The organism is Vibrio sp. D3 (assembly GCF_043995865.1).
GTDB lineage: Bacteria > Pseudomonadota > Gammaproteobacteria > Enterobacterales > Vibrionaceae > Vibrio > Vibrio diabolicus.
In genome coordinates this window covers 678,112-692,052 of sequence record NZ_CP171886.1, presented here as the reverse complement: position 1 = coordinate 692,052, position 13,941 = coordinate 678,112, and the positions used below count along the sequence as shown (strand labels likewise).

Here is a 13,941-nt window from a genome sequence, read left to right as displayed (position 1 = left end):
GAATACTATCATCGAGTCGAGTGAAAAAACTCGACTCGTTTTGTTTTTAGTGAGTTCTTATGTCTCAGATTTGCTTGAAAAAATTGCTTTTTATGCTGCTTGCGATGGTATTGCTACCAGCGCATGTTTTTGCTGCGCAAATCGATCAGAAAGCTCATTTACCTTACTTTTCTAAGCTGCAACCATTTGTTGCGAGTATTGCTTTTGCAAATACCTCAATCGATTTTTCTGAAGTCTCAGAAGAAACGACGCAGTCTCCGATTTCTGAAAGTCATGCAAGACTCGATACGCTAGCTCTATTTAACACTCAACGTTGGGTTTCTCACTTACGTGAAGGCCTCGATGATGAGCATGTTGACGTTGTTGGTGACCTAAACACGCCTTTCTATGTTGACGCAGGTTATGCCTACAGCCTGATGGATATCAATTGGCGTCAAAACCAGTACACTTTTTATCATTTCACAAGCGATCATCGCATTTCTGGTTGGAAAGAGACCAACGCAATGTACGTCGCACTCAATAGTCAGTTTTCTGCCTAAACACCATCTATTTGCACCATTGTGCACTCTTAACACGACGATTGTATTCAACAGGGCGTAACCGTCCTGAGCATTTCATACCCTGAATTTATTCTGGGGGCATCTGTCGTGTGTTAAGCCTTGTTATTAAAAGCTTCACTTCGTAGTGAAGGGATGATGTTTACATGAAAAAAACACCAAAGCAGCAAAAGAACAGAAAGCTGATGAATCACTATTCAGCTTGGAAATATGTCGTATTAATCACGACGGTCATTATCTTAACGTTAAGCGCGATTCCGACTTGGTTCGGTGAGCAACCATCGATCCAGCTAACGTTTTCAAACCAAAACAGCAGTGAAATGTCGGTTGTTCAGTTGAATCAACTACTGAAAACCAATCACATCTCAGCAGACAAAATCATCGAAAAAGATGGCAAAACGACCATTGTATTCGATGATGAAAATGCGCAAAGCAAAGCTCGTGCGTTACTAAACAATGAGCTAAATAAAGAAGACAGCATTACCTTCTCATATGTGTCTGTTGCTCCAGAGTGGCTGAATGAGATGGGGTTTAGCCCAATCAAACTCGGTCTTGACCTTCGCGGTGGGGTACAGTTCCTCTTGAATGTCGACGTAAATAAAGCATTTGAGGAGCAACGTAATGCTTTGATCGATGAGATCAAAGCAAGCCTGCGAGATCAGCGCGTGCGTGGTGTACAAATTCGCGCAGAAAGTGGTAACCGCATTGCGGTAAACAGTGAGAGTGATACCGCCCTGGCTGAAGTAAATAAATTCTTGCGTCAAAACTATCCAGGTTGGGTGGCGAAAAGCTCGTCTCGCGGTTTTGTTCTTGAGCCAAGTGAGCAGAATATTCAAGAGTTCCAATCAACGACATTGCAACAAAACTTGAAGATTATGCGTGGTCGTATTGAAGAGCTAGGCATTACGGAAGCATTAGTTCAGCGTCAGGGTAAAGACAGCATTCGTATTGAGCTCCCGGGAGTACAAGACCCAGCACAAGCGAAAAACGTTATTGGTGCCACTGCGAGTTTGGCATTCTACGAAGTGAAAGATGCAGGCCAAGCGCGAAGCGGCCAAGATCTTGTGCTGAAAGATAACGATGGCCGAACTGTTATTCTGGAGAAACGACCAGTCCTAACGGGTGAGCACATTGTTAACGCTCGTGCAGGCGTCGACAATATGGGTATGTCTGAAGTTAACATCTCGCTTGACCACGCGGGCGGTAAAAAGATGAGTGATTTCTCTGCAACGCATATTGGCAAGCCAATGGCGACGGTTTATCGCGAATACAAGACAAACGATCGTGGCGTAACAGAGCGCAGCGAGCGCGTTATCAGCGTTGCGACTATTCAATCTCAACTTGGTAGCCAGTTCCGTATTACCGGCGCTGGCAGCATGGACGAAGCGCAGCAGTTAGCGCTATTACTTCGTGCGGGGTCGCTAACAGCCCCGGTTACTATCGTAGAAGAGCGCACTATTGGTGCTTCTTTGGGAGCTGAAAACATTGAAAATGGTTTTGCGGCACTTGCTTTAGGTATGGGGTTAACACTGACCTTTATGGCCCTTTGGTACCGCCGCTTAGGTTGGGTGGCGAATGTGGCGCTTTGTGCAAACATGCTTTGTTTGCTTGGCTTAATTGCCTTGTTACCAGGTGCGGTGCTAACGCTTCCAGGTATTGCAGGGTTGGTGTTAACCGTTGGTATGGCAGTGGACACCAACGTTATTATCTTCGAACGTATTAAGGACAAAATGCGTGAAGGCCGCAGTTTCGCTCAAGCGATTGATCTGGGCTTTGATAGCGCGTTCTCGACCATCCTTGATGCCAACATTACTACCATGATCACCGCCGTAATTTTATACGCCATCGGTAACGGTCCAATCCAAGGCTTTGCTTTAACACTCGGATTAGGTTTGTTAACCAGTATGTTTACAGGCGTATTTGCCTCTAGAGCAATGATCAATTTAATTTGGGGCCGAGATGCCCGTCGTGATGTGAGGGTTTAATCATGGTCGAAATGCTAAAACAAAATATTCGTAAAATTCGCCACTTCACTACGCTAGTTTCTATCGTTTTGACGGTGATCGCACTTGGTGCTCTGGGCTTTAAAGGGTTGAATCTCGGCTTGGATTTCACTGGTGGTATGGTGACAGAAGTGAAAGTCGATAAGTCGTTAACCAACCACGATCTGCTTGATGCACTACAACCAAAACTTGGTGAATCAACCTCTGTCACCCGCACAGGTGAAGATGGTCGTTGGCTCATTCGCTACTCCGCCCCTGAAGAAGGGCAAACTCTGCCAAGTGTGGAAGATGTATTAAAGCCAGTTTCACATCAAGTTGATGTCGTCAGCAACAGTATTGTTGGTGCTCAAGTTGGCCAGGATTTGTTTGACCAAGGCGGTTTAGCACTATTGATTTGTGTGCTGAGCATCCTTGGTTACTTGTGTTTCCGTTTTGAATGGCGCTTAGCGAGTGGCTCTGTATTTGCTCTGGCTCATGACGTAATTGTCGTCCTCGGCTTCTTCGCCGTTACCCAAATGGAATTCAACTTAACGGTTTTTGCTGCCGTATTGGCAATTTTAGGTTACTCATTGAATGATTCGATCATCATTTCAGATCGAATTCGTGAGCTACTGATCGCGAAACAAAGTTGGAAAATGGAAGACATCAATGACCAGGCTGTCATCGCGACGTTCTCTAGAACGATGGTGACATCAGGCACAACACTGATTACTGTTGGTGCACTATGGATTATGGGGGGAGCACCGCTAGCGGGTTTCTCAACCGCGATGTTTATTGGTGTGCTATCAGGTACATGGTCTTCCATTTCCATTGGTACCGTATTACCTGAACTGTTCAAACTAGAACCGAAGCACTACTTACCTGTCGAGATTGATACCGCGCCGTAAGGCGAGGTGCTGAAGGTTAAAAGTGCTTGCGCCACTCAGTTTGAGTGGCGTTTTACTTTGTGCTATTTCACACGCATCAGGCGGTGTTTGACGTGACCTAAATCGAACTCAATGATTTGAGAGCGCTTCATCGATTCAACCAGGCGCAGCATGGATGTGTGATAACATTTCTTTTTCATCCATTGCAATGGCTCAGAAAAGCTGTCTTCGTTTACAACGTAAGATTCGCCTTTGTGTTCTCCAGCATAAACGTTTACGACCCAAACTCGGGCCTGAAAATCTAATACTTCACTTATGTTTCGCGTAATTTTTCTTAGGATATTTTTCATCATTTCCAGCGTTGCTTTAGCTCAGTAATAGCCAAACACCAACCCCCATCATTAAAGTGCCCGCGATACGGTTCATCAGACGCACATTCTTTGATTGACCCAACACGCGTTTCAGTCCTTTGCCACCCGTGGCATACAGAGACATACAAATGAACTCAAAAAGAAGGATGATGGAGACAAGCACGATCAGCTGTGGAGCAAGAGCCGCATTTTGATCGATAAAAGGCGGCAGTAGAGAAATCATAAATGCCCAGCCTTTTGGGTTTGCGATAGCGGTAACGAAGCCTTGCATGATGAGCGCGACATTGCCACTTTTGGGTTTTTCTAAATTATCGACATTTATTGCTAACTTACCTCGAGATCGCCACATTTCTACACCAAGATAGAGTAAGTAGCCGCCACCAATAAACTTTAGTGCGATAAACATCCAAGGATAGTTGAGCATGATCGCTGCGATCCCTAGTACTGCCGAGACTGAAACCAGCGCGACACCGACGAGTTCACCAATCATCATCCATAATGTGCGGCGATAACCGATACTCATTCCTAGCGTTAAGGCGAGCGTCATGCACATTCCTGGTGTAATTGAGACAAAAAAGAAGGTAGGGATGAACATACTGAGCAATGCAAGATTCATGTTTGTTGATAACTAAGTGATTTGATAGAAGCCACAAAGATAGTGCAAATTGATAAAGGATACTATCCCCAAATATCCCCAAATAACCTCAAGGTGCTTAGGTTCAGCGAGAATGACTTGGCTCACAGGCACGGCAACGATTTGAAGATCTAGTGGTTCTAAATCAAAAATCGTTAACAAAGGCTGTGGGATAAGGAAACTCGCCCTGCGGAGCATGTCACTGACACGATTTCTGCATCTTGACGTCATTTGGGTATAACATCAATTTACTGGGTTAAAGAATCTAGATGATTGCTTTAGGAGATGGCACCATCGAATATTGCACCGTACCGGTACTTCAATAGATAAAAAGTGATTCGATACGTTAAATGCTAGTTAATTGATGTTATTTGGATATTTAAAATAAAACTGAAATTATTTTTTAATTGCTGCGTCATAATAGTGCGAACTGCACCAAAATGAGACGTTTTCTTCTATTGTTTACATTCTAAATATACCACTTTTCATAAGCGAAACTATAAATATAAAATTAAGTTTATACTGTCTTAAATATCATTTAAGTTAGTAATTAAATGATATTACTGACAATTGCTTATATTGATATTTGAATTATTATTCTAATCGTATTTATAGAGAACAACTCTGAGCATGAGAGTGGTATCTGAAATCATGAGATGATGTAACGTCCACTGTTCGGTATGTAACTTATTGATAAATAATGATTAAATTTATGTTCTGATAAGCTTGTGTTTAACTTTATTTTATTTAAAACAATGACTTATAAATAGTTAACCATTTTATAACATTTCATGTTTAATGAGATCTAAATCAATCTTATGCAAATGGATTAGTTTTTTATTTGAAATGTAATATTTCTGGTTTAACTTAAAATAAAAGGCATCACAGGATTGATAGCCAAAAGAATAAATAAACACGTCAGTTGGTGATTTATTTTATCAGTGTATTTAGTTTGCTTTTTTAAATGCCGTTAAGAATGGAGTCTTCGATGAAGAAAGTCGCTTTGATCACCGGATCAAAAGGCGGAATTGGTTCTGCTATTTCCTCTCAATTAGTGAATGATGGTTACCGTGTAATCGCTACGTATTTCACAGGCAACTATGAATGTGCGTTGGAGTGGTTCAACAGTAAAGGGTTTACCAAAGATCAGGTTCGCCTTTTTGAGTTGGACGTAACAAACACTGCAGAGTGTGCAGCAAAGTTAGCGCAATTGCTTGAGGAAGAAGGGACCATTGATGTCGTTATCAACAACGCAGGTATCACACGTGATGGCGTGTTTAAAAAGATGACTGCGCAAGCTTGGAATGACGTCATTAATACCAACCTCAATAGTCTATTCAACGTTACGCAACCTCTGTTCGCTGCTATGTGCGAAAAAGGCGGTGGTCGTGTTATTAACATCTCTTCAGTCAATGGCCTAAAAGGGCAGTTTGGTCAAGCAAACTACTCGGCGGCGAAAGCTGGGATGATAGGTTTCTCTAAAGCGTTGGCGTATGAAGGTGCTCGTTCGGGTGTGACAGTAAATGTTATTGCGCCAGGTTACACTGGTACACCAATGGTTGAGCAAATGAAGCCAGAAGTATTGGAATCCATCACGAATCAAATCCCAATGAAACGCCTTGCTACACCAGAAGAAATTGCAGCATCAGTCAGCTTCTTGGTCAGCGATGCAGGAGCCTATATCACCGGTGAGACTTTGTCGGTGAATGGCGGCCTATATATGCACTAAGGAGAGAAGATGATGGAAAAAGTATTTATCGTGGCGGCGAAGCGCACTCCAATTGGTGCCTTTGGTGGCAGTCTTAAAAATACCTCTGCTGGCAACTTGGCAGCAGTAGCGATTAAAGGCGCGTTAGAAGCGGCAAAGTTGACTGGTGATAAGATTGATGAGGTGATTGTTGGCAACGTTGTCGGCGCAGGTCAAGGCATGGGAGTCGGTCGTCAGGCGGCATTGTTCGCTGGGATTCCGGACGCGGTTCCTGCGTATGGCGTAAACATGGTTTGCGGCAGTGGCATGAAAACGGTCATGGATGCAGTTTCACATATCCGTAGTGGCGATACAGAGATTGTTGTTGCAGCAGGTGTTGAGGTCATGTCTCAGATACCGTTTGCCGCGCCAAGTAGTATTCGTGATGGCAACAAAATGGGCAACCTAGAGCTGAAAGACCTGCTCGTAGCGGACGGTTTAACCGACGTTTATAACCAATATCACATGGGTGTGACGGCAGAAAACGTTGCAAAAGAAATCGGCCTAACCCGTCAACAGCAAGACGAGTATGCGCTGTCTAGCCAACAGAAAGCGGTGGCGGCAATCGAAGCGGGTAAATTCAAAGACGAAATTGTGCCCGTAGAAGTAAAGCAACGCCGTGAAACGGTGCTATTCGATACCGACGAATACCCAAAGGCTAATGCGACTATGGAAGCGTTAAGCAAGCTGCGCCCTGCTTTTGACCGTGAAGGCACTGTGACTGCGGGGAATGCATCAGGTATTAACGATGGTGCGAGTGCAATTATCGTCGCGTCTGAGAGCGCAGTTAAAGCACATGGACTCACGCCTATTGCTGAGATCGTAAGCTATGCGCAATCGGGACTTGATCCGAAAATCATGGGTCTAGGTCCAGTGGAGTCAGTCAATAAAGCATTAGCAAAAGCGGAATTAACGGTAAACGACATTAACGTTTACGAGTTGAACGAAGCATTTGCTGCGCAAGCACTTGGCGTGATTCATCAGTTGGCGGAAACTAACCAAGTTCCCGTTAACGCGATTCAAGATAAAGCGAACTTTAATGGTGGTGCTATCGCGCTAGGTCACCCACTTGGTGCATCGGGCAACCGAATCTTAGTGACGCTTGTTCACGAGCTTCATAAGCAAAATGGTCAATATGGTGTTGCATCACTTTGTGTGGGCGGCGGCATGGGGACGGCTGTGGTTATAAAAGCAGTTAAGTAATTATTTAAACGGACATTTTTAATTCTTTCTCTAGGAGATAAACCATGTACACAGATTTCTTCAAAACCTTTAGCGATCAAACTGAAAAAAATCTAGAACCTTACTTGAAGTTCAACAAGCTAGTGACAAAAAACGTAGAAGTGTTGACTGAGCTTCAACTGAATGCAATTCGTACTTACAGCGAAGTAGGCCTGAACCAAATGAAAGCGGCATCAGAAATCAAAGACGTAACGTCATTGACTGCTTTCAACAGCCAGCAACTAAGCGTTCTTACTAAGCTTTCTCAACAAATGATGGACGACAGCAACAAGCTTCAAGCTATTGCAAAGGAGTTCAAAGAAGACGTTGAGAAAATGACTTCGGAAAATCTAAAGACTGTTACTCCAGCGTAATTTGTCCGATTCTCGCCGCCTTAGGGTCTCTAGACCCTAATTTGGGCGGCGTTGTTTTTTCCGAATATAGGAGTAAGACTATGTTTCAGCACTTCTTTTCGGACTATCTTGTACAGCTTCGACAAACCAATCAACAGTGGTGGCATGATTTCGAAGTGAACAAGGCAGTCGTGAACTCTCCTTTAAATAAGGCCATGCAAGAAGTGAACTTGGAAGACACTGCCAAACTCTTCGAACAAGCTGTAAATCAGCCTGCTGCGATCTTAAAACTGCAAGCAGAATGGTGGGAACAGCAGCTACAAATTTGGCAGAATGTCGCGTTGGCGGGTAACCAAAAACAGATCATTGAAGCAGAAAAAGGGGACAAGCGTTTTTCTAATGAAGCGTGGCAAAATGAGGTGATGTATAGTTTCATTAAGCAATCCTACCTGTTATTCAGCAAGACTTATTTAGATACAATTGAGTCACTCGAAGGTTTGGATGAAAAATCTAAAGAGCGAATACTTTTCTTTTCTCGTCAAGCCATCAATGCACTTTCCCCTTCGAATTTCATCGCGACGAATCCAGAACTCTTGAAACTGACACTTGAGCAAAACGGTCAAAACCTGCTGGCTGGCTTAGAGCAGTTAAAAGAAGACGTTGAGTCCAGTGCGGACATTTTGAAAATTCGTATGACGAACAACAATGCGTTCCGCGTGGGTGATGACGTGGCGACCACTCCGGGTGATGTGGTTTTTCAAAACGAATTGTTTGAGTTGATTCAATATCGACCTCTAACAGAGAAAGTGAATGCGACGCCACTGCTCATCGTTCCGCCTTTCATTAATAAATACTACATCCTTGACTTAACAGCGAAGAACTCAATGGTTCGATGGTTGCTAGAGCAGGGACATAGCGTATTTATGATGTCTTGGCGTAACCCAGGCAAGGCACAAGCGCATGTAGAGTTTGGTGACTATGTGACAGAAGGCGTCGTCAAAGCCGTCGCCGCAATTGAAGATATAACGGGCCAAGAGCAAATCAACGCGGCTGGTTACTGTATCGGTGGTACGGTTCTGGCGAGCACGGTTGCGTACTATGCGGCAAAACGTATGAAGAAGCGTATTAAGTCAGCGACTTTCTTCACCACATTGCTCGACTTTTCTCAGCCAGGCGAAGTTGGCGCGTACATCAATGACACCATTGTGAGTGCAATTGAGGCGCAAAACAACGCAAAAGGGTATATGGACGGTCGTTCATTAAGTGTCACATTCAGCTTACTGCGCGAAAACAGTTTGTACTGGAACTACTATGTCGACAACTACTTGAAGGGCAACAGCCCAGTCGATTTTGACTTGTTGTACTGGAACAGTGATAGCACCAACGTGAGTGCCGCCTCTCATAACTTCTTGCTTCGTGAGCTCTATTTAGAGAACAAGCTGGTGCAAGACAAAGGCGTCAAAATTGGTGGGGTATGGATTGATCTAAATAAGATCAAAATTCCTAGCTATTTTGTATCAACGAAAGAAGACCATATAGCGTTATGGCAGGGAACTTATCGTGGTGCCCTGAACACTGGTGGCAACAAAACGTTTGTTCTCGGTGAGTCGGGTCATATTGCGGGTATTGTGAACCCTCCAGCGAAAAATAAGTATGGTTATTGGTTGAACGATACTTTGGATGATTCGGCTGACGAATGGTTGAATAATGCCGAGCACAAAGAGGGGTCGTGGTGGACACATTGGAATGAATGGCTACTTCAATTCAATCCAAAAGAGCAAGTCGAACCATTCCCTATTGGCTCGGAAGACCACCCAGCAATCGATGAAGCACCAGGGCAATACGTCAAGCAGGTTCTGCCAGTAAAAGAATCTTAAACAACTCCCTATAGCAGTAAATTTTAGCGACCTTTATGGTCGCTTTTTTTGGTCGTTACTGGTTACCTTATTATACCGATTGAATATATGTATCGGTTGAGGAGATTTTGGGCCGAAAGTGACGGTGAATAAAAAAGCGCCGAGTAGATACTCAGCGCTTAGTGTCAACAAATAGGCAAGTTGACGGGTAGAAGTGCGTTACGTTACACCTCTTTATCCTTACCAAATGACAGCAGCCAGAGAGAGATTGCTGCTACTGCCACAAAGCCGGAAAGAATAATCACAGGCATGGCGCTATAGCCAAGGATATGCCAAATTACAGATTCTAAAGTACTCATGGTAAGTCTCCTTAGTGCCAGCCTTCAACGCCGCTCATGTCCGGTAGTTTGTGCGCGATGCCTTTGTGACAATCTACGCAGGTTTTCTCTCCAGAAGCTAGCGCAGTAGAGTGCTGCTCCGCTGCTCGTGAGCCTTGTTGAGAGTAATCCATGTAATCAAACTCGTGACAGTTACGACACTCAAGAGAGTCATTCTTTTTCATTCGCGCCCACTCTCGCTCAGCAAGATGTCCTCGACGCTCTTGGAACTTCTCTGGTGTATCGATAGTACGCAGAACATAGTGAGCGAATAGCTCTTTGGATGCTTGTACTTTACGAACGATCTTATCTGTCCATTCATGAGGAACGTGACAGTCTGAGCAGATGGCACGAACACCAGAACGGTTAGAGTAGTGAATTGTTTCTTGAATTTCAGCAACGATTGGTGCGTGACAGCCAGAACAGAACTCTTCTGTGTTGGTTGCCTCCATACCTGTGTTGAATGCGCCCCAAAATAAAAGACCGCCAGCAAAACCTAAGAACAAAACCACACCAGCGGCAGATTTACTTGGGTTCTTCAGCCTTTTCCAAAACGCTTTAAGTATTTTCATAAATAACCTCTTCGTACTCGCGTTTCAATTACTGAAGCGAATCAACTGCCTCGAACTTGTTTTCAACTAGTGGCTTAGCATTAGTTTGTGGCACGTGGCATTGCAAACAGAAGTAACGACGAGGAGACATATCCGCCAATACAGCATCTTCTCGGTTTACATAGTGCGTTACGCTAATTTTAGTCGCGCCTGACTCTTTTGCATTTTTCCAGCTGTGGCACGCAAGACACTTGTTAGCATTTAACGATACTTCGTAGTGACGGATGCTGTGTGGGATCAACGGTGGTTGATAAACAAAGCTATCTTCAACAATCTGGTCTTTTGGGAAGTCTTTGAACTCATCTGCTGGGCGTGTGTCTTCCAATTGAGACATTCCACGTAGAGACTCTAGACCGCCAATACCACCTGGATTATCTAACTCAGCTTGCGCAATGCCTGTCACTAAAGCACCTACAGATAAAAGTGCGACAAGTAATTTTTTCATCATTTCATCTCCGCCTTTATGGCTTAAATTCTTTATTAGGCCGCCATAGTGACGGCCGTAGCATTCGGTATCTGAAGGTTAAGCAATCTTAGTGATTTTGACTGGACACTTCTTAAAGTCTGTCTGTTTAGACAGTGGGTCAGTCGCATCTAGGATGAGCTTGTTAATCAAAATACGTGCATCAAAGAACGGTACGAATACCAAACCTTTTGGCGGACGGTTACGACCGCGAGTTTCAACACGAACGCGTACTTCGCCGCGTTTGTTTGCCATGAGTACTTCTTCACCACGACGAACGTTACGCGCTTTTGCGTCTTCAGGGTGCATGTAGCACACTGCGTCTGGTACTGCTTTGTATAGCTCAGGTACACGACGAGTCATGGTGCCTGTGTGCCAATGTTCAAGAACACGACCAGTACATAGCCACATATCAAACTCATCGTTTGGCACTTCTGGTGGCGCTTCATATGGTGCAGAGATAATCTTCGCTTTGCCGTCAGCATTGCCGTAGAAATCCCAACCAGAACCTTCTTTTGCGTATGGATCAGAACCTTCTTTAAAGCGCCATTGTGTTTCCTTACCATCAACAACTGGCCAACGTAGACCACGCACTTCATGGTAACGGTCGTATGGTGCTAAATCATGCCCGTGACCACGGCCAAACGTTGCATATTCCTCAAACAGACCTTTTTGAACATAGAAACCGAAGTGGTGGGCATCGTCATTCAGTTCGCGAGCTTCTTCGATAGGGAACTTGTCAACATTACCATTGCGGTATAGTACATCGTACATGGTTTTACCACGGTACTGAGGCGCTTTCGCTAGTAGCTCTTCAGGCCACACTTCTTCCATTTTGAAGCGTTTCGAGAACTCCATTAGCTGCCATAGGTCAGATTTTGCCTGACCGACCGTGCCCACTTGTTGGTACCAAGCTTGAGTACGACGCTCTGCGTTACCGTAAGCACCTTCTTTCTCAATCCACATTGCTGTTGGAAGAATAAGGTCTGCTGCTTGCGCTGTCGCTGTTGGGTATGGGTCAGACACAACGATGAAGTTTTCAGGGTTGCGGTAACCTGGAAGACGTTCTGTGTTGATGTTTGGACCCGCTTGCATGTTGTTATTACATTGAACCCAGTAACAGTTCAGAACACCATCGTTCAACATGCGGTCTTGCAATACGGCGTGGAAGCCAGGTTTTGGTGGAATCGTCCCTTCTGGCAGTTTCCAGATGTCTTCCGCAATCTTACGGTGTTTCGGGTTAGCTACTACCATGTCTGCAGGTAGACGGTGAGCGAAAGTACCAACCTCACGAGCGGTACCACACGCAGATGGTTGACCCGTTAGTGAGAATGGGCTGTTACCCGGAGTCGAGATCTTACCGGTTAGTAGGTGGATGTTGTAAACCAAGTTATTCATCCACACGCCACGAGTATGTTGGTTCATACCCATCGTCCATAGAGACATCACTTTCGTATTTGGATTGGCGTATTGCTTCGCAAGCTCGATAAGCTTCTCTTTTTCAACACCAGAGATTTCAGAGGCTTTCTCAGCTGTGTAAGGTGCAACAGACTTTTTGTACTCTTCGAAAGAGATAGACGTTAGTTTGCCTGAGTTAGGATTCTTCGCTGCTTTTTGTAGCGGATCATCGTCACGTAGGCCGTAACCGATGTCGGTATCTGCTTGAGTGAAGTTAGTGTGCTTGTTCACGAAGTCCCAGTTTACCGCATCGTTTTCGATGATGTAGTTCGCGATGAAGTTAGCAATCGCTAGGTCAGACTGTGGATTAAAAATGTAGCCGTGATCTGCCAACTCAAATGAACGGTGGTAGTAAGTAGAAAGCACGTTCACTTTAACGTGAGGGTGACTTAGGCGACGGTCAGTAATACGAGTCCATAGAACAGGGTGCATCTCTGCCATGTTCGAGCCCCATAGAACGAATGCGTCTGCGTTCTCAAAGTCATCGTAACAACCCATCGGCTCATCGATACCGAATGCGCGCATAAAGCCAACTACAGCAGAAGCCATACAGTGACGAGCGTTTGGATCAATGTTGTTTGAACGGAAGCCAGCTTTCATTAGCTTTGACGCAGCGTAGCCTTCCATTACTGTCCATTGGCCTGAGCCAAACATACCTACGCTTGTTGGACCTTTTTTCTCGAGGGAAGCTTTCCATTTCTCAGCCATGATGTCGAAAGCGTCATCCCAAGAGATAGGTGTAAATTCACCGTCTTTGTGGAATTTGCCATCTTTCATTCTCAGCATCGGCTGAGTCAGACGGTCTTGACCGTACATGATCTTAGAAAGGAAGTAGCCTTTGATACAGTTTAGGCCTTTGTTTACTGGTGCTTCTGGGTCACCCTGTGTTGCTACCACTTTGCCATTTTGAGTACCAACAAGAACAGAACAGCCTGTACCACAGAAACGACAAGGTGCTTTGTCCCATGTGATTTTGGTTTGATCAGAGCTTGCAATCAGGTTGGCTGCAGATGCTGGTAGTGTCACACCTGCGACAGCAGCAGCTGATGCAGCCGCGTTTGCTTTCACAAACGCACGTCTTGTCATTTTCATACTTCACCCTCGATTTGGGAATGTTGTGTTCCAGTGTCTTCTTCATCCGTTTCTTCAAGCCCAGTTTCGATTTGGTGATAAACCAATACCGTGCTCAAGACATTCGGTAAATTGTTAATGGCATCGATAGTGTCTGTGATAAAACCTTGGTTCTCGGTTTCAAGCACGACGATAATCTTGCCTTCTGGACTATCACCATAGATTTCCGCATTTTCATGTGCTTCGATCTGTTGTTTGATTTCGTCCAGATGTTCTGGCAGTACGTGTACTACCAAACTTGAAATATGCACTTCATTTAGTGACATATAGCTCTCTCATTTATTGCCTTTGGC

At 44.6% G+C, this 13,941-nt stretch carries 14 protein-coding genes; 7 read left to right on the top strand and 7 right to left on the bottom strand.

Translation table 11 applies throughout. The features are described 5' to 3' along the window. Window positions 1-59 precede the first annotated feature (59 nt). The 3 genes from ACHFJ9_RS02875 (at window position 60) to secF (ending at window position 3,447) form a co-directional block, all read left to right on the top strand. Window positions 60-539, top strand: a complete 480-nt coding sequence (locus ACHFJ9_RS02875) for a hypothetical protein (RefSeq protein ID WP_104973502.1) — start codon at window positions 60-62, stop codon at window positions 537-539. A gap of 164 nt (window positions 540-703) precedes the next feature. Further along, window positions 704-2,542, top strand: coding sequence for a protein translocase subunit SecD (secD, locus tag ACHFJ9_RS02870; protein WP_258686634.1), 1,839 nt, complete (start codon window positions 704-706; stop codon window positions 2,540-2,542). 2 nt (window positions 2,543-2,544) lie between these two features. Then, window positions 2,545-3,447, top strand: coding sequence for a protein translocase subunit SecF (secF, locus tag ACHFJ9_RS02865; RefSeq protein WP_395355150.1), 903 nt, complete (start codon window positions 2,545-2,547; stop codon window positions 3,445-3,447). A gap of 62 nt (window positions 3,448-3,509) precedes the next feature. On the opposite strand, the gene ACHFJ9_RS02860 is transcribed toward secF, so the two are convergent. Beyond that, window positions 3,510-3,776, bottom strand: coding sequence for a hypothetical protein (locus ACHFJ9_RS02860; protein ID WP_395355369.1), 267 nt, complete (start codon window positions 3,774-3,776; stop codon window positions 3,510-3,512). Window positions 3,777-3,792: 16 nt separating this feature from the next. After that, complete coding sequence (locus ACHFJ9_RS02855) at window positions 3,793-4,413, bottom strand: LysE family translocator (RefSeq protein ID WP_046875887.1); 621 nt, start codon at window positions 4,411-4,413, stop codon at window positions 3,793-3,795. A 1,006-nt stretch (window positions 4,414-5,419) separates the two neighbouring features. On the opposite strand from ACHFJ9_RS02855, the gene ACHFJ9_RS02850 reads away from it, so the two are divergent. From ACHFJ9_RS02850 to phaC, 4 genes are all read left to right on the top strand, one after another. Then, window positions 5,420-6,160, top strand: coding sequence for an SDR family oxidoreductase (locus ACHFJ9_RS02850; protein WP_005398281.1), 741 nt, complete (start codon window positions 5,420-5,422; stop codon window positions 6,158-6,160). A gap of 12 nt (window positions 6,161-6,172) precedes the next feature. Beyond that, on the top strand, window positions 6,173-7,381 hold the full coding sequence (locus ACHFJ9_RS02845; RefSeq protein ID WP_395355367.1) for an acetyl-CoA C-acetyltransferase: 1,209 nt from the start codon (window positions 6,173-6,175) through the stop codon (window positions 7,379-7,381). 44 nt (window positions 7,382-7,425) lie between these two features. Further along, entirely contained in the window at window positions 7,426-7,773 is a 348-nt protein-coding gene (locus ACHFJ9_RS02840; protein WP_005398278.1) for a phasin family protein, read from the top strand. Between the two features lie 80 nt (window positions 7,774-7,853). Beyond that, window positions 7,854-9,629: a class I poly(R)-hydroxyalkanoic acid synthase gene (gene phaC, locus ACHFJ9_RS02835; protein WP_395355147.1), complete on the top strand. Its 1,776-nt coding sequence runs from the start codon at window positions 7,854-7,856 to the stop codon at window positions 9,627-9,629. Window positions 9,630-9,832: 203 nt separating this feature from the next. Here the strand turns inward: phaC and ACHFJ9_RS02830 are convergent, their stop codons facing one another. The 5 genes from ACHFJ9_RS02830 to ACHFJ9_RS02810 all read right to left on the bottom strand — a co-directional run bounded on the left by ACHFJ9_RS02830 (window position 9,833) and on the right by ACHFJ9_RS02810 (window position 13,914). After that, on the bottom strand, window positions 9,833-9,967 hold the full coding sequence (locus tag ACHFJ9_RS02830) for a TIGR02808 family protein (RefSeq protein WP_005373546.1): 135 nt from the start codon (window positions 9,965-9,967) through the stop codon (window positions 9,833-9,835). Window positions 9,968-9,978: 11 nt separating this feature from the next. After that, entirely contained in the window at window positions 9,979-10,557 is a 579-nt protein-coding gene (locus tag ACHFJ9_RS02825) for a NapC/NirT family cytochrome c (protein ID WP_395355145.1), read from the bottom strand. A gap of 28 nt (window positions 10,558-10,585) precedes the next feature. Then, the gene (locus tag ACHFJ9_RS02820) at window positions 10,586-11,041 is read right to left on the bottom strand and encodes a nitrate reductase cytochrome c-type subunit (protein WP_031780699.1); all 456 of its coding nucleotides are present in this window, start codon (window positions 11,039-11,041) and stop codon (window positions 10,586-10,588) included. Between the two features lie 78 nt (window positions 11,042-11,119). Then, on the bottom strand, window positions 11,120-13,609 hold the full coding sequence (napA, locus tag ACHFJ9_RS02815; protein ID WP_006741149.1) for a periplasmic nitrate reductase subunit alpha: 2,490 nt from the start codon (window positions 13,607-13,609) through the stop codon (window positions 11,120-11,122). Beyond that, complete coding sequence (locus ACHFJ9_RS02810; RefSeq protein WP_005398456.1) at window positions 13,606-13,914, bottom strand: chaperone NapD; 309 nt, start codon at window positions 13,912-13,914, stop codon at window positions 13,606-13,608. The genes napA and ACHFJ9_RS02810 overlap by 4 nt, the downstream gene beginning before the upstream one ends. Between the last annotated feature and the right edge of the window lie 27 nt (window positions 13,915-13,941).

What these genes read in the sequence shown, in the direction of transcription:
- ACHFJ9_RS02875 (WP_104973502.1), top strand. Translation starts at nt 60, where the DNA reads ATGTCTCAGATTTGCTTGAAAAAATTGCTTTTTATGCTGCTTGCGATG.
- secD (WP_258686634.1), top strand. Translation starts at nt 704, where the DNA reads ATGAAAAAAACACCAAAGCAGCAAAAGAACAGAAAGCTGATGAATCAC.
- secF (WP_395355150.1), top strand. Translation starts at nt 2,545, where the DNA reads ATGGTCGAAATGCTAAAACAAAATATTCGTAAAATTCGCCACTTCACT.
- ACHFJ9_RS02860 (WP_395355369.1), bottom strand. Translation starts at nt 3,776, where the DNA reads ATGAAAAATATCCTAAGAAAAATTACGCGAAACATAAGTGAAGTATTA.
- ACHFJ9_RS02855 (WP_046875887.1), bottom strand. Translation starts at nt 4,413, where the DNA reads ATGAATCTTGCATTGCTCAGTATGTTCATCCCTACCTTCTTTTTTGTC.
- ACHFJ9_RS02850 (WP_005398281.1), top strand. Translation starts at nt 5,420, where the DNA reads ATGAAGAAAGTCGCTTTGATCACCGGATCAAAAGGCGGAATTGGTTCT.
- ACHFJ9_RS02845 (WP_395355367.1), top strand. Translation starts at nt 6,173, where the DNA reads ATGGAAAAAGTATTTATCGTGGCGGCGAAGCGCACTCCAATTGGTGCC.
- ACHFJ9_RS02840 (WP_005398278.1), top strand. Translation starts at nt 7,426, where the DNA reads ATGTACACAGATTTCTTCAAAACCTTTAGCGATCAAACTGAAAAAAAT.
- phaC (WP_395355147.1), top strand. Translation starts at nt 7,854, where the DNA reads ATGTTTCAGCACTTCTTTTCGGACTATCTTGTACAGCTTCGACAAACC.
- ACHFJ9_RS02830 (WP_005373546.1), bottom strand. Translation starts at nt 9,967, where the DNA reads ATGAGTACTTTAGAATCTGTAATTTGGCATATCCTTGGCTATAGCGCC.
- ACHFJ9_RS02825 (WP_395355145.1), bottom strand. Translation starts at nt 10,557, where the DNA reads ATGAAAATACTTAAAGCGTTTTGGAAAAGGCTGAAGAACCCAAGTAAA.
- ACHFJ9_RS02820 (WP_031780699.1), bottom strand. Translation starts at nt 11,041, where the DNA reads ATGAAAAAATTACTTGTCGCACTTTTATCTGTAGGTGCTTTAGTGACA.
- napA (WP_006741149.1), bottom strand. Translation starts at nt 13,609, where the DNA reads ATGAAAATGACAAGACGTGCGTTTGTGAAAGCAAACGCGGCTGCATCA.
- ACHFJ9_RS02810 (WP_005398456.1), bottom strand. Translation starts at nt 13,914, where the DNA reads ATGTCACTAAATGAAGTGCATATTTCAAGTTTGGTAGTACACGTACTG.